This is a genomic window from Shewanella sp. UCD-KL21, from assembly GCF_001957135.1.
In the GTDB taxonomy this organism is placed as follows: domain Bacteria; phylum Pseudomonadota; class Gammaproteobacteria; order Enterobacterales; family Shewanellaceae; genus Shewanella.
Map to the genome: position 1 here is coordinate 89993 of NZ_MPHK01000008.1, position 23968 is coordinate 113960.

Annotated in this window: 16 protein-coding genes and 1 tRNA gene; 15 read left to right on the plus strand and 2 right to left on the minus strand. The window is 40.4% G+C overall.

Annotated features, from left to right (window positions below; all coding sequences use genetic code 11):
- Positions 1–24: 24 nt before the first annotated feature.
- The 5 genes from rlmKL to rmf all read left to right on the plus strand — a co-directional run bounded on the left by rlmKL (position 25) and on the right by rmf (position 6646).
- The gene (rlmKL, locus tag BM739_RS09295) at positions 25–2172 is read left to right on the plus strand and encodes a bifunctional 23S rRNA (guanine(2069)-N(7))-methyltransferase RlmK/23S rRNA (guanine(2445)-N(2))-methyltransferase RlmL (RefSeq protein ID WP_076539904.1); all 2148 of its coding nucleotides are present in this window, start codon (positions 25–27) and stop codon (positions 2170–2172) included.
- A 17-nt stretch (positions 2173–2189) separates the two neighbouring features.
- The gene (locus BM739_RS09300) at positions 2190–2441 is read left to right on the plus strand and encodes a glutaredoxin family protein (RefSeq protein ID WP_076539906.1); all 252 of its coding nucleotides are present in this window, start codon (positions 2190–2192) and stop codon (positions 2439–2441) included.
- A complete protein-coding gene (locus tag BM739_RS09305; protein ID WP_076539908.1) occupies positions 2438–4363 on the plus strand; it encodes an ABC transporter ATP-binding protein in 1926 nt (641 codons plus the stop codon). The genes BM739_RS09300 and BM739_RS09305 overlap by 4 nt, the downstream gene beginning before the upstream one ends.
- Positions 4364–4388: 25 nt before the next feature.
- Entirely contained in the window at positions 4389–6290 is a 1902-nt protein-coding gene (locus BM739_RS09310; protein WP_076539910.1) for a DUF3466 family protein, read from the plus strand.
- Positions 6291–6469: 179 nt separating this feature from the next.
- Positions 6470–6646 carry a ribosome modulation factor gene (gene rmf / locus BM739_RS09315; protein ID WP_076539913.1) on the plus strand — a complete coding sequence of 59 codons (177 nt, stop codon included), beginning with the start codon at positions 6470–6472 and terminating at the stop codon, positions 6644–6646.
- A gap of 128 nt (positions 6647–6774) precedes the next feature.
- Here the strand turns inward: rmf and fabA are convergent, their stop codons facing one another.
- Together fabA and BM739_RS09325 are read right to left on the minus strand one after the other, a co-directional pair.
- On the minus strand, positions 6775–7290 hold the full coding sequence (fabA, locus tag BM739_RS09320) for a bifunctional 3-hydroxydecanoyl-ACP dehydratase/trans-2-decenoyl-ACP isomerase (RefSeq protein ID WP_076539915.1): 516 nt from the start codon (positions 7288–7290) through the stop codon (positions 6775–6777).
- Between the two features lie 73 nt (positions 7291–7363).
- Positions 7364–9103 (minus strand): S16 family serine protease, encoded by a 1740-nt coding sequence (locus BM739_RS09325; protein ID WP_076539917.1) that lies wholly within the window; start codon positions 9101–9103, stop codon positions 7364–7366.
- Positions 9104–9482: 379 nt separating this feature from the next.
- Here BM739_RS09325 and BM739_RS09330 point away from each other — a divergent pair.
- The 10 genes from BM739_RS09330 (at position 9483) to uvrY (ending at position 23964) form a co-directional block, all read left to right on the plus strand.
- Positions 9483–9573: transfer RNA gene (locus tag BM739_RS09330), tRNA-Ser, on the plus strand.
- Positions 9574–10396: 823 nt separating this feature from the next.
- Complete coding sequence (locus BM739_RS09335; RefSeq protein WP_076539919.1) at positions 10397–11368, plus strand: phosphoribosyltransferase family protein; 972 nt, start codon at positions 10397–10399, stop codon at positions 11366–11368.
- A gap of 520 nt (positions 11369–11888) precedes the next feature.
- Positions 11889–13061: an HlyD family secretion protein gene (locus BM739_RS09340; RefSeq protein WP_083698115.1), complete on the plus strand. Its 1173-nt coding sequence runs from the start codon at positions 11889–11891 to the stop codon at positions 13059–13061.
- On the plus strand, positions 13051–14103 hold the full coding sequence (locus BM739_RS09345) for a DUF2955 domain-containing protein (protein WP_217697836.1): 1053 nt from the start codon (positions 13051–13053) through the stop codon (positions 14101–14103). The genes BM739_RS09340 and BM739_RS09345 overlap by 11 nt, the downstream gene beginning before the upstream one ends.
- A gap of 278 nt (positions 14104–14381) precedes the next feature.
- Positions 14382–15494 carry an AI-2E family transporter gene (locus BM739_RS09350; protein ID WP_139326858.1) on the plus strand — a complete coding sequence of 371 codons (1113 nt, stop codon included), beginning with the start codon at positions 14382–14384 and terminating at the stop codon, positions 15492–15494.
- Positions 15495–15514: 20 nt separating this feature from the next.
- On the plus strand, positions 15515–16165 hold the full coding sequence (locus tag BM739_RS09355; RefSeq protein WP_175609509.1) for an ion channel: 651 nt from the start codon (positions 15515–15517) through the stop codon (positions 16163–16165).
- 154 nt (positions 16166–16319) lie between these two features.
- On the plus strand, positions 16320–21095 hold the full coding sequence (locus BM739_RS09360) for a response regulator (protein WP_076539923.1): 4776 nt from the start codon (positions 16320–16322) through the stop codon (positions 21093–21095).
- A 42-nt stretch (positions 21096–21137) separates the two neighbouring features.
- On the plus strand, positions 21138–22160 hold the full coding sequence (locus BM739_RS09365; protein WP_076539925.1) for a two-component system response regulator: 1023 nt from the start codon (positions 21138–21140) through the stop codon (positions 22158–22160).
- A 300-nt stretch (positions 22161–22460) separates the two neighbouring features.
- Complete coding sequence (locus tag BM739_RS09370; protein WP_076539927.1) at positions 22461–23057, plus strand: hypothetical protein; 597 nt, start codon at positions 22461–22463, stop codon at positions 23055–23057.
- A gap of 262 nt (positions 23058–23319) precedes the next feature.
- The gene (gene uvrY / locus BM739_RS09375) at positions 23320–23964 is read left to right on the plus strand and encodes a UvrY/SirA/GacA family response regulator transcription factor (RefSeq protein WP_076539929.1); all 645 of its coding nucleotides are present in this window, start codon (positions 23320–23322) and stop codon (positions 23962–23964) included.
- Positions 23965–23968: the final 4 nt, after the last annotated feature.

A 23968-nucleotide genomic window follows, 5' to 3' on the forward strand; every position in this document is an offset into this window, starting at 1 on the left:
CTGTGAGTTGATGACTGTCTATCCATGTTAAATTTTTTTGCTGCTGCCCCAAAGGGGTTTGAATATAGCTTATCCAATGAGCTTAAAGAGTTTGGTGCTACTGATGTTAAGGAAAGCGTCGCTGGTGTGTATTTTTCTGCGCCCTTAGAACTTGCCTATCGAATTACATTGTGGACTCGACTTGCTAGCCGCATTGTTGTGGTTATCTATAAAGGGGCTTGTGAATCTGCTGAGCAACTTTATAACGCAGCTTACAGTATTGATTGGCCGTCTCACTTTTCAAATGATAGTACCTTTAGTATCGATTTTCACGGTACTGGCGGCTTTATTAATAATACCCAGTTTGGCGCTTTAAAAACCAAAGATGCGGTAGTGGATCGTTTTCGCGATGATGGTCTAGATAGACCTGATGTTGGACGCGTCAATGCTGAATTTAGAATTGATGCCCATTATCGTAATAATCAATTAACCCTTTCAGTTAATTTTTCGGGCCCTTCTTTACACCAACGTGGCTACCGCTCAATCACCGGTGAAGCGCCTCTGAAAGAAAACTTAGCAGCTAACATGCTTATCAGAAGTGGTTGGCAAGCAAACCCTATTACGTTGTTAGATCCATTTTGTGGCAGTGGTACCGTTGTTATTGAAGCGGCATTAATGGCTGCAGATATTGCCCCAGCTCTTAAGCGCGCCCGTTTTGGTTTTGAACATTGGCATCAACATGACGATAGCCTATGGCAAGGGATTTTAAATGAAGCAAAAGCTCGAGCCAGTCTTGGTAAAACTCGCTGTGCATTGAAGTTTTTTGCCTCTGATATTGACGGTCACCTTGTGGCGCTTGCTAAACAAAACGCAGAAAACGCCGGTGTTGCTGATTTAATTGAATTTAGTGTTTCAGATGCACTTGATGTTACCCCACCAGTAGAAGCTGGTTTCTTAATCTCAAACCCACCATATGGTGAGCGTTTAGGTAGCATCACTGAATTATTGAAACTGTATTACAAGCTTGGCGATAAGTTTAAGAAAGACTTTGGCGGTTGGAAAATTGCTATGTTGTGTAGTGATATTGAATTGCTCTCAGCATTAAAGCTAAAAGCCGATAAGCAAATGAAGATGTTTAACGGCGCACTAGAGTGTGGCTTTAACTTATATACTTTGCATGCTAAAAGCACTCGCCGTGAAATGCCAGTGTTGCCTGAAGGCGTCGATATATCAGATATCTCACCAGCTTTTGCTAATCGTATTAAAAAGAATATGAAGCAACTAACCAAGTGGGCTAAAAAAGAAGGTATTGATAGTTACCGCATTTATGATGCTGACTTACCTGAATACAATGTAGCAGTTGATAAATATGTCGATTACGTGGTTATTCAAGAATACTCTGCGCCGGCGACTATTCCTGAAGCGGTGACAAAGCGTCGTTTAACCGATGTATTACTCTCATTGCCTGCTGCGTTAAACATGGATCCTGAGCGCGTTACATTAAAGACCCGTGAAAAGCAAAAGGGCACCAATCAGTATCAAAAGCTTGATCAACAAAAGCTGGAGATCATTACCCAAGAGTATGGCGCTAAGTTTAAGTTAAATTTAACCGGCTACCTTGATACGGGTTTGTTCTTAGATCATCGTTTGACCCGTAAATTAGTGGGTGAAAAATCCGCGGGTAAAAATGTGCTGAATTTATTCTCATACACAGGTTCTGCATCGGTACATGCGGCATTAGGTGGGGCTAAATCGGTCACTACAGTCGATATGTCAAACACATACCTTGCTTGGGCAAAAGAGAATTTTGATTTAAACAACTTATCAGGTAAGCAATATCAATTCATCCAAGCTAACTGTATTCAGTGGGTGAAAGATTGTGAAGAGAAATTCGACCTGATATTTATCGATCCGCCAACTTTTTCTAATTCAAAAAGAATGGAAGATAGCTGGGACGTTCAACGTGACCATGCGGCAATGCTGGTTGATTTGATTAAAGTATTAAGCCCTAATGGCGAAATTATTTTCTCAAATAATAAGCGTAAATTTAAAATGGATATCGAGCTTTTAAGCCAATATAAAATGGACATTAAAAATATCGATAACCAAACATTACCATTGGATTATAAGCGTAATCCGCACATCCATAATACCTGGTTAATTACCCATGCTAAGTCTCCTTACGCTAAATAAGCTTTAAGGCAAAAGCTATGAGTGCTAACCCAACAACAGACAGTGCAGGCCTAATTTTATATCACACAGATGGTTGTCATCTGTGTGAAATTGCTCAAGCGTTAGTTGAGCAATTAGGCATTGACTATCAACATATTGATATTTGCGATAATGACACACTGGCAAGCCGTTATGGCATTTCTATACCAGTGTTAGTTATGGATGAAAAAGAATTGTTTTGGCCCTTTGATGCCCAGCAGTTAACAGAATTTATTAGGAGCGTCGCTTGAGTTTAGTTCGTATTAATAATGGCTCTTTAGCCTATGGCTATACCCCGTTATTGAAAAATGCTGATTTCACTATTTTACCTGGTGAGCGAGTGTGTATCGTAGGCCGAAATGGTGCGGGTAAATCAAGTTTAATGAAAGTGCTGTCAGGTGATGTACTACTTGATGACGGTGAATTTAATATTGCCTCTGATGTGAATGTCAGCCGACTACAGCAAGATCCGCCTAAAGCTGAAACCGGCACAGTTTATAAATATATCTCTTTAGCATTAAAAGAAATTGGTGAAATGCTAGAGCGTTATCATAAGCTTTCACATGACGTTGCTACCGCTGAACCTGATGAAATGAACAAGATGCTCAATCAAATGCAGCGCTTGCAAGAGTCATTAGATCATAATAACGGCTGGCATTTAGATTCTCGTATTATTCAAAATTGTGAATTGTTAGGCTTAGATCCCGATAAACCCCTTAGTGAGTTATCAGGTGGCTGGCAGCGTAAAGTGGCATTAGCAAGAGCCCTAGTGAGCGAACCGGACTTATTATTGCTTGATGAACCGACCAACCACCTTGATATTGATACCATTGAATGGCTTGAAGAGTTTTTATTAAACTTTAAAGGCGCTATCGTGTTTGTCAGTCATGACCGTGGTTTTATTCATCGTATGGCAACACGCATTGTTGATTTAGATCGCGGCGTAGTGACATCGTGGCCGGGTAATTACCATGCTTATTTAGAAGGTAAGCAAGAGTGGTTGCGCGTTGAAGCGGAACAAAATGCCCATTTTGACAAAAAATTAGCAGAAGAAGAAACTTGGATCCGTCAAGGGGTAAAAGCCAGACGTACCCGTAATGAAGGCCGAGTGCGCGCCCTTAAAGCATTAAGAAACGAACGCAGTGAGCGCCTGAATCGTCAAGGTAATGCCAAGATGAACGTCAGTGATACTGAGCGTTCTGGTAAGTTAGTATTTGATATTAATAACCTTAATTACAATTTACCTGATAAAGATTTAGTTAAAAACTTCAGCTCAACGGTTATACGTGGTGACAGAATTGCCTTAATCGGGCCAAACGGTTGTGGTAAATCAACATTAATTAAGCTATTAATTGAGCAGCTTACGCCGCAATCAGGTGAAGTTAAAGTTGGTACCAAACTCGAAGTTGCCTATTTTGACCAATACCGTGAAGCGTTAGATCCAGAAAAAACTGTTGAAGAAAACGTCGGCGACGGTAAGAAAACCGTTACGATTAATGGTCAAGACCGCCATATATTAAGTTACTTACAAGATTTCTTGTTTTCACCTATGCGTGCACGTACCCCTGTTAAGGCGTTATCAGGTGGTGAGAAGAACAGATTGCTATTAGCACGCTTGTTATTGCGACCTGCAAACTTAATTATTCTCGATGAACCAACCAATGACCTTGATATTGAGACCCTAGAATTGTTAGAGTCCTTACTAACTGATTTTACAGGGACCTTATTGATTGTAAGTCACGACAGGGAATTTATTGATAATACCGTGACCAGTAGTTGGTGGTTTGCCGGTAATGGTAACTGGCATGAGTATGTTGGCGGATACAATGATGCTGTCTCTCAGGGCGCTAAATTTTATTCTGAGGAACAAGCAGCAACATCTGTTGTCCAAACTCCTGCGCCAGTAGAAACTAAGCCTGTAAAGCAGACGAAAGCTGCCAGTACAGCACCTAAAAAATTATCGTTCAAACTTCAACGTGAACTCGAACAACTACCGAGTAAAATGGAAAAGTTAGAACAAGAAGTAGAAGAAATACAAAATACTGTGGCTTCAGCTGATTTTTATAGCCAACCACAAGATACCGTCAACTCAGTGCTTAAAGCATTGGCGACAAAAGAACAGGAATTGGACACTTGCTTCGAGCGTTGGGAAGAACTCGAATCACTGAAGTAAGCGTATAATAATAATAGGAATTATAATGAAGTCGAAGTTTGATAAGGCATTATCTGTCGTTGCCTTGAGTGTGCTTGGTGCTATCGGAAGTGTGCATGCCGCTCCAGTATATGAAATTGTAAACATTGAAGATTTTGATCTTAAAGGCACAGTAGACGGCACCCGAAGTGGTTACGCTATGGGTGTTAATGCCAACAATGAACTTGTTGGTGTTTCTAAAGGTAAGAAAAAACTATCGGTCGATGATGACGAAGATGACAATGACGTTATTGATGTTGAAGACGGTATCGCACCTGAAGAAACCATTATTTATTCAGTATTCTTGCCCCTTGTGGCAAACAACTTTTCTTTCACCGCAGAAGAAAACGATGCTGAGTCAGCTTGGTATCCGAACTTCTTTAGTGTTAATGGCACTACAGCACCAACCGATGTTGATGATGAAGGCGAGTTAATTATCAACTCGGTTGATACCTTTTTCTATGGTATGAATGACAACAATTACAAAGTTGGTTCATATACCGCGCCTGAAAAAACGATCGACTATGTCGGTAGTGATGAAGACCAAGAGTTTTGGTACTACCGTGATTTTGAGCTTCGTGGTGTCGCTGTCACGCCTGACGGAGAAGAGCTTGAATTAGTACCATCTTACGAAACTTATATTCGTGAAGATGATGGTTTTGAAGTTGAGTTAGGTGGCTGGTCTGCGGCTGCGGCAATTAACAATAATAATTTGGTGGCAGGTTATGCCAGTACTGACATTATTGAATTCAGCTCAGATCGTATTGATAGTTGTATTGACGCTGATTTAGACGCAGATGAAGATTCGCCTGCGCCAGTTGAAATATGCGTTCAGGCAGATCAATTCCCATCAAATGGTCGTCGTAACATTCAGTATCAAACCCGCGCCCATGTATGGCAAATTGCTGATGATAATACTATTCCTGCAGAAAACGTGATTGAGCTAGAGTTAGGTTTAACCCCTGATGAAGACTCAACCTTAGTGTATACCGCTCAGGCTTTAGGTATTAACAACAATGATGTAGTGGTAGGGCGCTCACACGTTTACCGTAATGGTAAAGAAGATGACCTTTATCAAGACGCTGCCTATTGGGTGAAAAATGCCCAAGGTGAATATGAGTATCAGTGGATTGATACCGATATATTCAAAGATGATGTTTATAGTTCAATAGCTCGTGATATTAACGACAACGGCATCGTCATCGGTACTTTTTATAAATATGTCAGTGGATTTTTACGAGATAAGTTCTTCTATTACGATATTAACAACCCATCTGCTGAAATCGTAGTACCTAGTGACTTTCAAGATTCAGGTATTTCAGAGCTAAGTAGTTACCCGAAAGCCATTAATAATGCTGGTCAAGTGGTTGGTAATATTGAGGTCACTTACGATAAAGATAAGCCGCGTCCAAAAGCAGGTTTTCTTTATAACATCGCTGATGATGAATTTGTGAACCTTAATGCGACTTTAACCTGTGAGTCAAAAGGCTATGAGCAAGATGCTGATGGCGAGTGGACTCGTTATCCGGTTGAAGTTATTGATGGTGACGGCTCAATTTTAAGCTATGACAGTGAAATATATGTGGTTGAGGCCAATGACATCAATGAAGACGGCACCATTGTCGGTACAGCATTTATTCGTAAACCGTTATACCAATTTGATACCGATGGTAATTTGATTCTTGATGAAGACACTAACCTACCGTTATTTGAAATAAATGGTAATGGCGACCCTGTAACATCTTACTTACCGCGTATGGTGGTAATGAAACCGGTATCAGGTAATGAACAAGCCTGTACTGAAAGTGATGACGTAGAAGATGAGCCCTATGTCAGAAAAGGGGCGGCTAGCTTTGCTTGGTTATTCGCTCTGCCGTTACTTTGGTTACGTCGTCGCAAGCTTAAGTAGAGAGCATTTTTTGAACTAAAAGTCGAGGATTATTCCTCGATTTTTTTTTGCTTTTTATCTCAATATCTTAATCAAAAACACATAATTTTGTCATATTTTAGCATTGATCTTGGCTGAAATTTCACCTATTCCTAATGCTGAAGCGAACGCTTCTTGATTAACAAAATGAGGATGTGTTAATGAAAAGACAAAAAAGAGATAAGTTAGATAGAGCTTTTTCTAAGGGATTCCAGGCAGGTATTGCAGGGCGCTCTAAGGAGCTTTGCCCTTACGGAACTTTAGATTCTAAATCTCAATGGCTAGGTGGTTGGAGAGAAGGCGTAGATGGACGTATGAGTGGTTTGTTTAATAAATAAATGAAAAGGCATCATATTAATATTTTTGCCCTCAGGGTGTTGATTGAGGGCAAAATAATGCCGTTTAGCTAAGTTAGCCAAAAGCAACATTAGCTAACAGTGATTACTATTCATATTCAGTGAAATGCTTAAAAGGTCGAGGTATCCTTAAAAATACCGACTTTCAAATCAGTAGCCGAGTAAATCTCACGGCCATCCACTTCCATAGTGGCATCAGCAATCCCCATAACCAGCTTACGGTGAATCTTTCGTTTTAAAGTGAGCTTATAGGTGACTTTTTTTGCTTCGGGTAATACTTGCCCAGTGAACTTTACTTCGCCAACCCCAAGTGCACGCCCTTTACCTTCAGCGCCTTCCCAGCCTAAATAAAAGCCAACCAATTGCCACATGGCATCTAAACCTAAGCAACCGGGCATCACAGGATCGCCATTAAAGTGGCAGTCAAAAAACCATAAATCAGGGGTGATATCGAGTTCAGCGACTATTTCGCCTTTACCAAATTCACCACCGTCAGCATTAATTGTCGTGATCCTATCTATCATCAACATATTATCGACAGGTAGACGTGGAGAGTTAGGCTCAAAAAGGTTGCCATTGCCACATGCGATCAGCTCTTCTTTAGTGAAACTGTTAGCTCTTTTCATTTAAATATTTACCACTTTATTACGAATAGGCTGACAAGATAGCGAACACGTGTAAGCTAAACAACTCCGATCACTATAATATCTTTAATTTCATTAATATTTTTTGTAAAAAGCTTAATTCTAGCTCTTCATCATCGTGGCCAGCCATTTTTTCTAAACGGGTTTGCACCTGACCATAAATTGATTCAGCAGGAAAATCATTGTCTTCGTTTCTGACCCCTGCAGGAACTTTCATTAATAAATCGATAGCTTGATCCATATGCTCAATTGCATGAATATGAAACAAGCCTTTTTCAACGGCTTCAATGACTTCGGCTTCAAGGTTTAGTTGTAGCACATTCGATTTAGGAATAATAACGCTGTGCTCACCTGTTAGCCCACGTCGCTTACATAAATGATAGAAGCCTTCGAGCTTTTCATTCACGCCACCAATGGCTTGCACTGCGCCAAATTGATCAAGTGCGCCGGTAATGGCAAATGCTTGGTTAATTGGCTTCTCAGCAATGGCAGACATTAAGCAACAGTACTCCGCTAAAGAGGCGCTATCGCCATCAATCTCTTGATAAGACTGCTCAAATACTATATTGGCATTTAAATGCAAAGGTACATCGCGGCCAAATATACGGTACAAGGAAGCTGAAAGGATCATCATACCTTTAGTATGAATATTACCGCCCAACTCTGACTTTCTCTCAATATCAATTACTTCACCGTCACCATAATGGACAGATGTGGTGATCCTTGCTGGCTCGCCATAACTTGAATCATCAGTATCAATGACAGTTAAGCCATTAATTTGACCGATTATTTCACCGCTCGTTTGTAGGTTAATGAAATTATCATCAAAGTTTTGTGCTGAATAAACCTCAGAGCTGTCATGGCGTGACTTTGACTGTCTAAGGGCTTTTGCTATGGCAGTAGAATTGAGCGAAGCACTATTAGAGTATGCTTGAGCTTGTGTCAGTAGCTGAGCTATTTGCAGCATGGATAAACTCAATCGTTGCTGATGCTCGGTAAGTTTGGCGCTGTAATTAAATAGCGGCATTAAGCTTGATGGCTCTAATTGAATCTTATAGGCATCAGCCAAACTAGTTAGCCATTGCTGGTACTGAGTTTCATTATATTTCGTTAAATCAATTTCAGAGTTTACCTCGCCAAGCAGTGGGAAGTTTTTATAAAAAACTCTGTCATCAGCTCTTAAATGAGTAAACAAGTTAGCTGAGCCCATCAGCACAATTTTACAATTGAGTGGGATTGGCGCTATATCATTGCTAATTTTATATTGTTTATGCTCGAGGATTTGCATGACAAAATCCCACAGGCCTTCACGTTTCCATAAAGAGTTAGCATCAATAAAAACGAAATGGTTTGAGGCTAAAATGCCAGCTTTATACTGACTAGACTTGTCCGTCTTGTGCATTTTTCCGACTAGATCAGCGCGGCGAATAGAGCCACTAACATAGCTGTAAAGGTTTTTTTGATGCGCAACAGTGCCAACATTCTCTGCCGGTAACTCAGCCTGCCAGCGGAAATTAAAATTGTGATTTTCATCTTGGCTTTTCGTCGCAACCAAAAAAGAATCTGATGGCGTATCAGCCTGACTCACGAGGGCTTTAATAAACAGTTCACGCTCAATACCCGCAAAATCAGCGACAAATAAATGTTGGTGTGCAAGTTTAGTCATTAAATTAAATGCATCTAAACAACGCTCTTGTCCCAACAATAAATGGCTTAGATAAGCAGTAGAAGGTAAAGATTGAGGTAACGTAAACTGAGGTGCAAGTTTGGGTGTAGAAATTAAAGTTGTGGTCATAGCTTTAAGTATCAGAAATAGTTAAAGCGATTTTAGCATATATTATCGTCATATCATTGAAATGTTCGACGCTTTGCGGATTATCTATGGGCTTGCTGGAAAAATATGACGCTGGATTGCTCTATTCAAGGCCATTGCTGCTTCTGATTTGGGGGTTAGTGTAATCCTTGCAACGAAATATCATCACCAAAAGCGTGTTTGTTGATAGAAAGCTGAGTGAATACCAGTGGTGTAGAAGGTGATTTTTACTAACCTGATTAGCAAATGAGCCAACAAAGGTGGAAAAATGTCTTAAAAGCTTATTTGATGAGCATTTGAATATTTTTTTAAAAATTCCGGTTTACAACGAGGCCTGATACTTATATTATTCTCGGCGTTCGGAGAGATGGCAGAGTGGTCGAATGCACCGGTCTTGAAAACCGGCATGGGTTTGTAGCCCATCTAGGGTTCAAATCCCTATCTCTCCGCCATATTCAAGACGAAAGGCTCATCAGCAATGATGAGCCTTTTTTCGTTTATATGTGTCGTTAAAATCGTTTTAAATTCTACTATTCCTAATCTATTCCTATCTAATCACTGCAGTATCTTAAAATCCTTTTAAAAGTAGGCTTTTGGCTATCTGAAATGTTTGATTTTCTACAACTTTCGATGGAAAAATTTTTCATTTGTCGTTGTTGTTTTGCTCTAATTAAATTGTCATGTATTGTTAGGTAATTTAATCCGTCACTTAGTTGTTGAATATATTAACTTATATAGATAAACCCTAAAAAATTACCAAAGTTTTGGCAGGGGCGACTTGAGTTAACATAGAGAGACGATTTCATGTTTGGCAGGTTTTGCTCCTAAGGTTGGATTCGAGCCTGGTTAAAATTAGGTTAATATTGAACCTGGTTCAATGAAATGTGATGATTTGCGAATATCCGAAACTGACTTAGACTTAAATTTGTCATTTTTATGGCTTATTTTAATACTGGTTAGTATCTGTCTGATTCGTCTGTGGCTATCAATCAAATACTCTTAAATTGAATAAACATAAATTGAATAAACTTAGCTTGTCATGGTTAAAGGTAACTAAGTAAATTTTCAATTAAAAATTTGAATAGCTACTAAAAATGGACCTAAAAACTGCCTAGTTCCTTAGGTGTCGATTGAATAAGGCAGGCCAATGTCTGTGGTGGTTTTTTAGACTAGAATTTATCAAAACCTTTATAAAACTTAGTTATTTAAGGGTTGAACCTTCAAAGTGTATGTTTTGAAGCCTTAGACCATAATTTGTAAACATCGGAGGTTGCTATGAATTATAAGTCCTTTTGTGATTTGAGTGATGATATTAAAAATAATATTCACAAAATCAATCAACAAGACTTCGATTTGATTGTAGGTATTCCCAGAAGTGGAATGGTACCTGCATATATGGTGGCGTTATTGCTCAATGCTAATTGTATCGATTTACCTGCTTTTATTCGCAATGATAAGTTAGGTAAAGGCATTACTCGTGATGCTAAAAAAGCCTTGAACTTTCCCCATGAAGCAAGCAACATTTTAATTGTCGATGACAGTATTCTTACTGGCGGTTCGATGATAGATGCCTTAGCCAAAATACCTAGTAATTTCCAAGGCAAGGTGACAACAGCGGCGATTTATACCACTGCGCTTGTCAGTGACAAAGTCGATATCTTTTTTGAACATGTGGACTTTCCACGGGTTTTTGAATGGAATTTATTTCATCATCCTATCGTGACAGAGGCTTGTGTCGATATTGATGGCGTCCTTTGTCAGGATCCTACCGAGGAACAAAATGATGATGGCGAGAAATATATTCAGTTTCTCGCTGAAGCGACTCCTCGATTTATTCCAACCATGAAAGTTGATGTGCTGATAACTAATAGGTTAGAAAAATTTCGACCACATACTGAGCAATGGTTAGCAAAACATGGTGTTAACTATAACAAACTAGAGATGTTAGATTTGCCGTCAAAAGCCGCAAGACGGGCTCAGGTAGATTATTTTGCCCATAAGGCAGACTACTTTAAGCGAAGCCCAAATGTGTTATTTATCGAAAGTGATTATCAGCAAGCAATTGAAATTGCTAATCGGTCTAACAAGTTTGTTTATTGTGTTGATACAAATCAAATGATTGCGCCTACTGGTCTTAAGCGGTTTAAAAATAAAAAATACCTTGGCGAGACGATTAGAATGCAATTTTCAAAAATTAAGCCATTAAGAGCGATATACAAAAAAGTGAAAAGTCTGGCTAGGGCTTAATCTATAAGCTTTAAACCTTTATGTGGCGTGGAAAATGGGCAGACTATTACCAGCTGAAGATGTTAGATTTTTAGTGGTGAAATTAAGGTCTTAATTTGTCTAATTAGTATTTTTCATTCTGTAGAAATGACGTTTGAGTTGTTTTTTTTACTTGCTTTGCTTTTTTAATATTAGCTAATTTAAGCCAAAAAGCTTTTAAAGGATAAACTCAATTTAAACAAATGCTTGAGTAGTAATGGTAACAATATACATCGCAATTTAATGGTATTCCCCCAGCAAAGGGCCTTCTCAAACGGCCTTTCAATTCATTAGTTAAAATCAAAATGTTAAATCAATAACTTAAGTTAAGGGCTTAAACACAGCTGTCTTGCTTGTTAATTGAGCTAGAGTGTTGAGTTTTGAGCAAAAATAATCCTATACTGAAGTTAATGTAACAACTCTACTATTTATTAACATTATCAGCTCATGCAAGCCGTTAATTTAAAAAGTAATGCAATTGAATTCAATGCAAGGGAAGGGTATGGCAGATAAGCATAACGATATTTCATCCACTGAATTACCGGCAAATACAGCGGAGCAAGCCGTTTTAACAACGCCTTCTGATGACGCTAATGGCACAGCGGATAAGTCCAAAAATCAGAAAATAAGAAAAGCGACCAATATCATACTGATAGTGGTCGCTTTTTTGTTTGTATTCCATCTTATTGCCGATCGCTATATTCCTTCAACAGATCTCGGTCGTGTGCGCGGTTTTGTGGTCCCCATTACCCCGCAAGTCTCAGGGGAGGTAATTGAAATTTTAACCACGCCAAATACCTTGATACGTAAAGGGCAGGTGCTTGCGAGAATTAACCCACGAGATTATGAGATTGCATTATTTACCGCTGAGCAAAATGTGACTCAGGCTGGGCAAAATATGGGAGCTTTAACCGCTAATGTCACCGCTGCAAAAGCAAAGGTTGTTAATGCGGAGGCAAATTTTACTAATGCAAAAGTACAATCTAAGCGTATTTTCACCATGGTTGAGCAGCAGGTGATGTCAGAGGCTGATGCCGATAATGCTAGAGCAGAACTGGCTAGCGCAGAAGCGGGTGTCGCGAGCGCTAAAGCGGATTTAGCCAAAGCAGAAGAGAGATTGGGCTCAGAAGGTGAAAACAATACCGCGGTAAAATCAGCCTTATTGGCCTTAGAGCAAGCTGAGCTCAATCTTGCGCGCACCGAAATTAAAGCGCCCACTGATGGCGTGGCATCCAACTTTCGTTTAAAAGAAGGCTTTTATGCTAACGCAGGTCAACCGGTAATGACCTTTATTTCATCTGAAGATGTGTGGATTGAAGCTAACTTTAGAGAAAATAGCCTAGGCAATATGCAAGCAGGCGATAAAGTCGAGTTTGCACTGGATTATGCTCCGGGTGAGGTTTTTTCTGGCGAAGTGGCCTATATCGATTATGGTGTGGATTGGGGGCAAAGTGAACAAACCGGTAAGCTGGCCCAAACCACAGGTCAAACAGGTTGGTTAAGACAATCTCAGCGATTTCCTGTAACCATTCATTTTGATGTCGAAGAGGCTAAAGGGTTGCGACGTGTCGGCGGTCAAGCTGATGTCATGGTGTATACCGAAGAAAGTTCACTGATGAACTTATTTGGCAAGTTTTGGATCCGAGTCGTTAGCTGGTTCTCCTATGTCAGATAGCGAGCTCGCTTCTAAAGCTATGAATGCTCAATTTACTGAGGCGATATTTACCCGTCGAGTATTACGCTTCACTTTGGGCATAGGCATTGCAGTGGCCATAGCTGCGGTGTTTGATTGGCAATTAGCGTTCATACTGCCGGTGTTTGTGGCTAAGTTTTTAGTTGATCGAGTGGCGCCAACAGTGCAAACCATTTACGAATTGCTTATTTCAATGGTGGTCACGATTGCCATTGCGTGGATGGTGAGTTTTGGGCCGGTTCAATATCCATTTGTGCTGCTGCCATTATTAGCATTAATGATGCTATGGGCTTATTACTTGTTTTCTGATCCCAAATGGAATTTTTTCGCCACCATCTTAATTATCTCGACATTAGTATTACCCTATTTAGGAATTTTACATCCAGGTGCGGCGATATTTTTTGGGGTTGGCTTAAGCTTTTCGGGCGTGGTGGCGGTCATGATTTTTACTTTGTTGCATATTTTGTTGCCTGATTTAGCGCCAGAAAAAGAAACTCATTCTGAGTCAGAATTATCTAATGATGAGCGGCTTTACGAGTCCGTTAGGGCATTAATTATTTCATTTCCGGTGATCACCTTTTTCTTTTTATTTGAGGTGACGGGCGCATTATTGACCATGATATTTATTGCAATTTTATCTTTGCAAACGGCCGGCACAAAGAGCGTTAAAGTGAGTTTGTTTTTATTACTCACTAATGGCATAGGTGGTGCGCTGGCGATTATTTTTTATAACATGTTAGTTATCGTGCCTGAGTTAGCGTTTTATATCGGACTCACTATGATAACCGCGTTATTTTTTGCACAAAAAATTTATGATGATCCTGCTAAAGCGCCAATTTTTGCGGGGATATTTTCAGCCTTGCTGGTCGTTGTCGGCTCGACGGCTTCGTCAACAGATGCCGATGTCGCAACCAACTTTTATATTCGTATTGCGCAGTTATTTATTGTCGGTGTTTATATGGTTGTGGCTTCGTTTTTTTTAGAAACCAGAAATTGGAAGTTCTTACAAACTAATCATGATTAGGCGGTTTTTTTGTGGCCGCTAGGCTATATTTTATTGAACGCTAAGTGTTGATTTAATGGCGGAAATTAAATTTGCTCGTTTATCAATACTAGGTATATTAAAGCTAGGTTATTGAGCTAGGGTTACTGGACTAGGTTTCTGAACTAGGTTTACTGAAAAATCACCCATTGTTGTGATGGCTATTTACTGCAATAAGTTCGATGTTCATAAAGGTGTTAATACATAAACTAAGGTTTTATTTTAAAACGCAACAGCATTTAATTAGGGATAGATAAGTTATGAGTGATAAACCAATATCAACCTCGAAAGAGTTTACTCATGCGGCAGTGGATGCCGCGATTAAAATAGCCCTGATTTTTATCATGGTCATTTGGTGTTTTAAGATTATTCAGCCTTTCATTATGCCGATTTTATGGGGCGGTATTATCGCTATTGCGCTGTATCCAGTAGTGCTATTTATCAGTAGCAAGCTGCGATTGTCGGTGAGTAAATCTAGCCTGTTAATTACCTTGCTGGCCTTAGCCATATTATTGGTCCCTACCTACTTATTTTCTGGTGCGATTGTTTCAAGTACGCAGGACTTTGTCGCAGAAATACATGACGGCACCTTAGTTATCCCCGCGCCGAAAAGCGCTGTAGCTGAACTGCCGATTGTTGGTGAGAAACTCTATGATTTTTGGTCAGACCTCTCTGCAGATCTCGAGCATGTGGTAAAAACCTATGCAGATGAAATAAAAAGTTTTTCGACTAAGGCTGCCAGTGCTTTTGGTAGTTTTGGTATGACGATTTTGCAATTTTTAATTTCGATCATCATTGCTGGCGTATTTATGGGTAAAGCATCTGGTTCAAGCCAAATGTTCCATAAAGTCTCAGTCAGGCTTGCTGGCAAACATGGTGAAGAATTTTCGACGTTAGCTGTAGCAACGGTCAGAAGTGTGGTTCAGGGGGTTATTGGGGTGGCCTTTATTCAATCAATATTAGCCGGTGTTGGGCTTGCTTTAGTCGGGGTGCCAGGAACGGGGATTTGGATGTTACTGGTGCTAATACTCGCGATTATTCAATTGCCACCGATTTTGGTTTTAGGTCCTATTATTGCGTATGTATTTTCTGTTGAATCATCAACCACCGCGATTATTTTTATGATTTGGAGCATTTTAGTGAGTGCCAGTGATGCATTTTTAAAACCGATGTTGATGGGTCGTGGCGTTGATATACCGATGTTGGTGATTTTGTTAGGTGCTATCGGTGGGATGATCCTCTCGGGTATTGTTGGCTTGTTTGTTGGCGCGGTGATTTTAGCGTTAAGTTATAAATTATTTTCAGCATGGCTAGTGGTTGAAACGGCTGAAGTTGATGAAGTATTACCGAACTCAGAGAACTCACAAGGGTAGTTGTTGCAATGGTTAAACCTATGTCTGAAGAAGATAACTTTAGCTACCTACTGGGGTCGTTGGTGTTAGTGCTGTTGAGTTCAGCATTTGTGGAACAGTTTTTTGAACAGGGCCAGCTCATTGTTGTTTCGACAACTGTGATGAGTTTGTCTATTTCAGTGATTGGATTAGGCGCGAATAAACACTGGTTTCGCTCAAGTTTCGGGGTGATGTTTACTATCTTAGTGGTAGCCAGTATCGGCTCAGCTTTTGAATTGTTGAACCTTGATATTATCGCGTTATTTACCATTTTAACTTTTTTTATCATGGCCACCTGGCGCGCCGCTAAGCAGGTCTTGTTTAGCGGGGTTATTTCAACTAATCAAATTATCGGCTCTATTTGTATATTTCTGTTATTAGGGCTTATTTGGGCATTTATTTATCTATTGTTGATTGAGATTTTTGGTGTGGCTTTCAATGGTATTGAAGCCCAAAATTGGACCGATAATTTAACGACTGTGATTTATTACAGTTACATCACTTTGACCACAGTCGGTTATGGTGAAATATCACCAGCAGTGCCAATGGCGCGTTTTTTCGCTTTTTCTGAAGCGATTACAGGTCAGTTTTATATGGCGATCATTGTTGCTAGTTTAGTTGGGGCCAAAATGTCCAACCACGAACTGAAATAACCTGGAGTGACTTATCATCAACAGTAGGCAATATTTATCGCGATAACTGCAATAAAGCAGAGAGATTACACAACTCACTATTACTCAAAAGCATTCATTGCTACGTAATATTCAAGGTCAACCGTCTCGCGCAACAGTATGGGGAACAATAAACATGAATCTACTATTAAGCCTCGCCATTGTTGGGCTATTGCTATTACTAGGTTGGTGTTTTTGGCGTTTAAAGGCGCAAGTTAATCATGATATTGCCCGCTATTTTGAAGGCGATAAAAATAGGATTTACTTTAGCCTCATCATTGTTTCTTTCTTACTGCTCATCTCATCTATCGCTGCAATTAGTTTGAATGTTGCTCATAAGCATGACTTGCAAAAAAGTGGCTTAGCCTTAGAGTCGGTGTCTAAAACCACTGATGCAGCCTTGGCATCTTGGTTTTTAGGCTGGCAAAACCGAGTGAGTGCAGTGGCTACCAATCCTTTATTGCTTAAGCGCACCGAAATGTTAGCTAAGTTAGACTCAAAAAAAGCGCCACTTGTCGGAAATCAACATGTGCTTTGGTCTCGCGAAGCTTACGGGCGTTATAGTCAGGCCTTTGGCACCTTAGGCTTTTTTGTTATCTCAGTTGATGGAGTCAATATATCTTCAAGTCGTGACAGCAATTTAGGTCAAATCAATATCGTTAAACAACAGTATCCAATGCTATTTAATCAAGTATTGGCCGGTAATATTGTTATTACGCCACCTATGCCATCAGAAGTGGCGCTATCAAATCCATTTGGGTTGAAGCAAGCTGAAACACTCACCATGTTTGCCTTAAGCCCCATTACTCAAGATGATGGCAGTATCAGTGGCATATTGTCACTTCGTATTGACCCTTACATTGAATTTGCCAAGCTGACTCAAAGTGGCGCGGTGGGTGACACTGGTGAATCTTACTTTATTGATGCCCAAGGAAGAATGTTGTCTCACAGTCGCTATGAAAATGACTTAGTGTCAGTGGGTTTATTAGAAGCAGGTCAGGTATCAGTACTTAATTTGACTGTGACTAATCCGCAACGGTTACTGTCAGAAAAGCAACCTGCTAATGGCCGTCGGGGCAAGGGAGCGTTAACCCTAGCAGCTAAAGAAATTAGCCTTAAACACGATGGTTATAGTTATCAGCCTTATCGTAATTATTTGGGTCAATATGTTATCGGTGTCTGGAAATGGGATGAGCGCTACGGTTTTGGTGTTGTGACAGAAATGACCCTTGAAGAAGCCAGCCGAAACTATTTATTTTTTAGAAATATTGTCGTAATGCTGATTGGCATTATTGCCATTTCTTGCTTGCTTCTAACATTTGGTGGTTGGTGGCTGAGTCGCCATGTACATCGGCGCTTTAAAGCTGACAATGAAAGGCTAGAAAAAACTATTTCAATACGAACCCAAGATTTACAAGAGCGTGAAGAGCGCTTATGGGATTTATATGAAAACTCTGCAGTAGCTTATGCCACATTAGATCTTCAAGGCCGCTTCACTAAACACAATAAACAATTTGCACAGATTACTGGTTATGACCGCAAAGACTTCTCGTCGTTAACGTGGCGTGACGTACTCGCCACTAAGCACGCTAAAGGTGAGCAAATCTTTAGCCAAGCGTTGCAAGGCATTGATACGTCTGATGCACGTGTAGAGCTTGTTAATCATTCGGGCCATACCTTAATTGTTTCATTGTCGACCCGTATTGAAACCGATGTAGCGGGTAAATTTAGCGAGATCCGAGTATCACTATTAGATATTAATGAGCAGGAAACCGTTCGTGCTGAGATGTTACAAAATCAGCAGCAATACCAAACATTGGTTGAGAATATTCATGGGGCAGTATTTAGATATAAAGTCACCGATTTTGACATTGACCATTATCAGGTGCAGTACATTAGCCCTAATATTGAACCTATCACAGGGTATAAAGTTGAGGATTTTATAGGTGAGCACCCGGTTAGAACCCTTGGTGATATCGCCTATGAAGATGATGTAGAACATTTGAAAATGATGGTAAAACAAACCATCAAAGAGCAAGCTAAAGTGGTTGCAGATTTTAGAATTGTAAATCAATCTGGTCAGTTACGTTATTTACAAATGATAGCTCAGTTTGACTTTGATGACAGTAAAACATCAGGTTTTTTTGATGGCATAGTGTTTGATATTACCGAGCAAAAAATTGCTGCCAATCGGTTGCTCGCATCAGAAGAAAAGTTAGAAGTCGCCAGTGAAAGTGCCCAAATGGGGATGTGGGATTTTTATCCCAACGAGCAGCGAGTTGTGGTTAACCGTATGTATTCTAAAATGCTAGGTTATGCGCCGACAGACTTGTGTCAAGAGGATGATAAGTGGGCGCCATTAATAAATGGTGCGCAAACTTTTATTGGTTTAGTCCACCCAGATGAGCAAAACTTGATCTCCAATCCGCAACAAGCATTGGCTGAAAGTGACAATAAAATTTTGCGCCATGAACTGAGAATGCGCAGAAAAGATGGCAGTTACGACTGGATTTTAAGTGTCGGACAACCTTACTCTTTTGATAAGAATGGGGTCCCCGATCGGATCAGTGGGGTTCATATCAACATTAATGAAGCTCGAGCATTACAAACTAAACTTGCCGCGGCTATTTCAGCCGCAGATAGTGCAAATCAAGCAAAAAGTGACTTCTTAGCCAATATGAGCCATGAAATTCGCACCCCAATGAATGCCATTATTGGCATGTCTCATTTAGCCTTAGAAACGCAGTTAACCCGTCAGCAACGCAATTATATTGAAAAGACTCATCGCTCAGCACAATCCTTATTGGGGATTATTAATGACATCCTCGATTTTTCTAAAATTGAGGCAGGCAAGCTAGCGTTAGAAAACATCGAATTAGATATCGAAGCAGTACTTCACAATGTTAATAACCTCATTGGGATTAAGGTCGCCGATAAAGGTTTAGAGCTGCTATTTGATATTGATAATACTATTCCTAAAAACCTATTAGGAGACCCACTTCGCCTAGGGCAAGTGCTCATTAACCTCGCCAATAATGCAGTAAAGTTTACTGAACGTGGCAATATTATTATTGCAGTTAAACTCGAAAGATTAACCAGCCAACAGGCTTTCATTCGCTTTTCAGTAACAGACTCCGGTATCGGAATGAGTCAAGAACAACAATCAAGATTGTTTAAAGCCTTTTCCCAAGCTGATGCTTCAACTACCCGAAAATACGGCGGCACAGGTTTAGGTTTAGCCATTTGTAAGAATTTAGCCGAATTAATGCAGGGCAGCATAACGGTAACAAGTGAGCTTGAGCAGGGAAGTACGTTTAGCTTTTACTGCCCATTTGAGTTAAATATTTCACACCCTGTGACTCATACCGCCGTGGTAAACGAGCCTTTTGAAGGCAAAAGCGTATTGCTTGCAGATGATAACGATACCGCACGAGATATACTGGCTAATTTATTGGGCTCAATAGGTCTAAAGGTAGTTGCTGTTGCAAGCGGGCGTGAGGCGATTGATTACCTTGCTGCTGGAAATAAGCCCGATTTTGCATTAATCGATTGGCAAATGCCTGAGGTTGATGGTGCGGATGTTGCTAAATTTATTAGTGAGCTTACACCGGAGCTAAAACCTAAACTCATTATGATCACCGCTTTTGGTAAAGAAGAGCTATTGATGAGCCTCACCCACGTCCACATCGATAATATTTTAACTAAACCTTTAACCTTAACGACGTTAACTCAATGCCTATCTGCATTAGTTTCAGGCCATCATTTAGCAGATACTCGCACCAAACTGCAGAGTCAATTTACTCAGGCGCTCTCGGCTTTGGCGGGCTCTAAAATACTGGTTGTTGAAGATAATGATTTAAACCAAGAATTAATCGAAGAGTTATTAAATAATCAGCAAATTGATACGGTTATTGCGGCAAATGGCCAACAGGCGATTGAATGTCTATCGCAGCAAGATTTCGATGGGGTGTTAATGGATTGTCAGATGCCGGTGATGGATGGTTACACTGCCACATCTAGGCTGAGGCAACAGCCACAATTTAAAAGTTTGCCTATTATAGCCATGACTGCCAATGCGATGGCTGGGGATCGTGAAAAAGCATTAGCTGCGGGGATGAATGATCATATTCCCAAACCTATTGATGTGGAGTCGATGTTTATCACCATGGCTAAATGGATAAACCCTGCTGATACAGCAAAACCAATTAAACCATCTAAACCCATAAGAGCGGCTAGCGATGAAGGCCTAATTCAGTTTGAGTTAAATCTAAATTCGATTGCCAGCAAGCATATCGATTTAGTCCAAGGGCTGAATCGAACTCAAGGCGATTTGGGCTTATATCAAAAACTGCTGATCAGGTTTATTCGAGGGCAAAAAGCCTTTGTGCAACATTTTGAACAAGCGGATATCGCAAATGATACAGAGCTCTGTCAGCGTTTGGTGCATACCTTAAAAGGTGTTGCAGGCAGTATAGGCGCACAAGAGCTTGCTAAATTGGCTGAGGAATTTGAGCAAACACTTGGTGGCTTATCCAAGGCGCGATACGAGCAGACTTTTACAAAGCTATCCAAAGAATTACGACGGGTATGTGATGATATTGAACAGCTATTGTCAGAAACCCCGCAAGTAGCTGCGCTGCAGCAGATTGAACCACAGTTATCAAAACCAGCAGTGGCTGAGCAGCAAAGCTTGAATAAACCATTGGCGATTGAAACCTTAGCAGTGTTGATCTCAATGCTAGCGGATTTTGATATGAAAGCCACAGAGTATTTAATTAGCCATGGGCAATGCTTAAACATAAATCCGCTAAAAGCGGAGTTTCAACAGCTTGAGTATCAGTTATCTGAGTACGAACTGGATCGCGGCCTTGAAATCGCCAAACAAATGCTCGAAAAAATAACCGCGATGTAATTTAGGATCTAATAACAAAAATTCGATGTAATAGGAGTTTATATGGAAAGGCAAACCATTTTAGTGGTCGATGATACCGCTGAAAATATCGATGTGTTAGCCGGTGTATTAAAATCTGACTATCAGATTAAAATTGCCAAGAACGGCGAACTCGCGTTAAAAATTGCTAAGGCAATGACATTAGACCTCATTTTGCTCGACATTATGATGCCCGGTATTGACGGTTTTGAAGTTTGCAGGCAATTGAAACAAGATAAACGCACCCGGCACATTCCGATTATTTTTGTTACCGCAAAAATATCTGCGGCAGATGAATTAAAAGGGCTCGAGTTAGGGGCGGCAGATTACATCACCAAACCTTTTAATCCCCCCATAGTGCTTAGGCGAGTGCAAACCCAGTTAGCCTTAACCAGCCAAAGCCGCTTGTTGGCCTTACAAGTAAGGCAAAAAACAGCTGAAATTGCCCAAAATCAATTGAACGTGATCCGCCGTTTAGGGCGCGCTGCTGAATATAAAGATAACGAAACCGGCATGCATGTTATCCGCATGAGTTATTACACCCATATATTGGCCCTTGCAGCAGGGTTAAGCGAAGACGATGCAGAGCTGCTAATGCACGCGGCGCCCATGCATGATGTGGGCAAAATTGGCATATCGGATGCCATCTTAAAAAAAACCGATAAGTTAGATTTTGACGAATTTGAACAAATGAAAAAGCACTGTGAAATCGGCGCTGAAATTCTAGGTGAGCAAGACTCTGAATTAATGGATGTAGCGCAAATCATCGCCTTAACTCATCATGAAAAGTGGGATGGCAGTGGTTACCCCAATGGTTTAAGCGGTGAAGATATTCCGCTTTATGGCCGTATTGTGGCGGTGGCAGATGTGTTTGATGCGCTCACCAGTAAGCGTCCTTACAAAGAGGCGTGGCCCGTTGAAAAAGCCCTTGAATTACTTGAAAAAGAAGCTGGAACACACTTTGATCCACAGCTTGTGCCACTTTTTGTTGAAAAATTAGATCAAATTCTTGAAATAAAGGCTAAATTTAATGAAAGCGATAAATAATCTCAGTTTAAAAGTTTAGTGACTATGTGAACGAAACTGATGGATTGGGGATTATTTATCATTATTTTATTATGAATTTAGCGCTATTACCGCCAAAGTTAGGTGGATTCAGAAGCAGTTATTGGCCAACGGAGCCATTTGTGATTTTCTTCTAACAATAGCGAGTATCATCGGAGTATAACGCGCCTCATATGCTTGAGGTGTTGTTCGTCATAATCATTAAATATTATCGTTAAGTGCTATCGTTAAATGCTGTCGCTAAATGCATATTGCAATACTTGTTCAACAGAGGAAAAATCAATGTCTAATACGTTTTTCAGTAAAAAAACGCTGCTTGCTGCGGTAATGGTTCCTGCACTGTTAACCGGCTGTGCTACAGGTGATACGCCCGAGGCTAAAAAAGCCAATGCCCGCAAAGAAACCCAAGCAGCATTGCAAGAAATTTATGCTGAGCACAATGAAGCTAAAGCTGCGGTTGCCAACTCTGTGGGATATGTCGTCTGCACTGGCAGTAATAGTTACTTATTTGCATTATCAACTGGTGGCGGTGTTTGCGTACTCACCTCTAAAGGCCAAAACTCCTATTACCGTTTTGCAACCGGTGGCGTCGGTGCTGGTATTGGCTGGAAGCAAATGGCATTCGTGCAAGCATTTATGAATAATAATGCTATGACACGTTTTAAAGAGTCAGGCTATGAAGGCCAAGCTCAAGCAGAAGCGAGCGCTAAGTATGAAGACAGTGGCGATCAAGCTTCAGCTAACCAATCAGTTGATGTAACTGGTGTAAAAACCTATCAAGTTAACTTAATGGGCGCAGCAGCTCAGGCAACCGTACAAGGTTATAAGTATTGGGAAACCGATTTTTCTGATGATTTCATGGAAAATAGTGAAGACTAATTTTTCCTAATGGGCTGATGCTCGAATAAATTTAAAGCCGTAGCAGGCAACTGCTGCGGTTTTTGTTGGTGTTATCTTTGTACATCGCAATAGTCTAATAATTAACCGTCGACAGCGGTTAGTTGTTAGTGTTGCATAAGGAGTGAACAATTATGCCATTATTGTGGTTAATATTGCTTTGCGATACTCGTTCAATAGGCTAAATTACAACGGTAAGGATATGATAAAAATTCAGGAAGAATACGCTTAAGGTGGGTTGAAGTTGATTTCAGTATATTTAGTTGATGATCATGAGCTAGTGAGAACCGGTATTCGACGTTTATTGGAAGATGAGCGTGGTATAAAAGTGGTTGGCGAAGCGCCGGATGGCGAAACCGCCGTGCAGTGGTCACGTCAAAATGAAGCCGATGTTATTTTGATGGATATGAACATGCCCGGTATGGGCGGTTTAGAAGCGACCCGTAAAATTTTACGCTATCAACCTGAAGCTAAAATCATAGTATTAACCGTACAAACTGAAGACCCTTTTCCTACCAAAGTCATGCAAGCTGGCGCGTCTGGTTATTTAACCAAAGGGGCAACACAGCCTGAGGTATTAAGAGCCATTCAGCAGGTATCTCGGGGGCAACGCTATTTATCTCCAGAGATTGCCCAGCAAATGGCCTTGAGTCAGTTTAGTCACACAGACGAAAACCCTTTTAGCAGCCTGTCAGAACGTGAGCTTCAAATCATGTTGATGATCACCAATGGTGAAAAGGTCAACGATATCTCTGAAAAGCTCAATTTAAGCCCGAAAACAGTCAACAGTTATCGCTATCGCCTATTTGCCAAATTAAATATTGGTGGTGATGTAGAGTTGACCCGTTTGGCGATTCGCTACAAAATGCTTGATGCCAGTTCTTTTTAGTTAA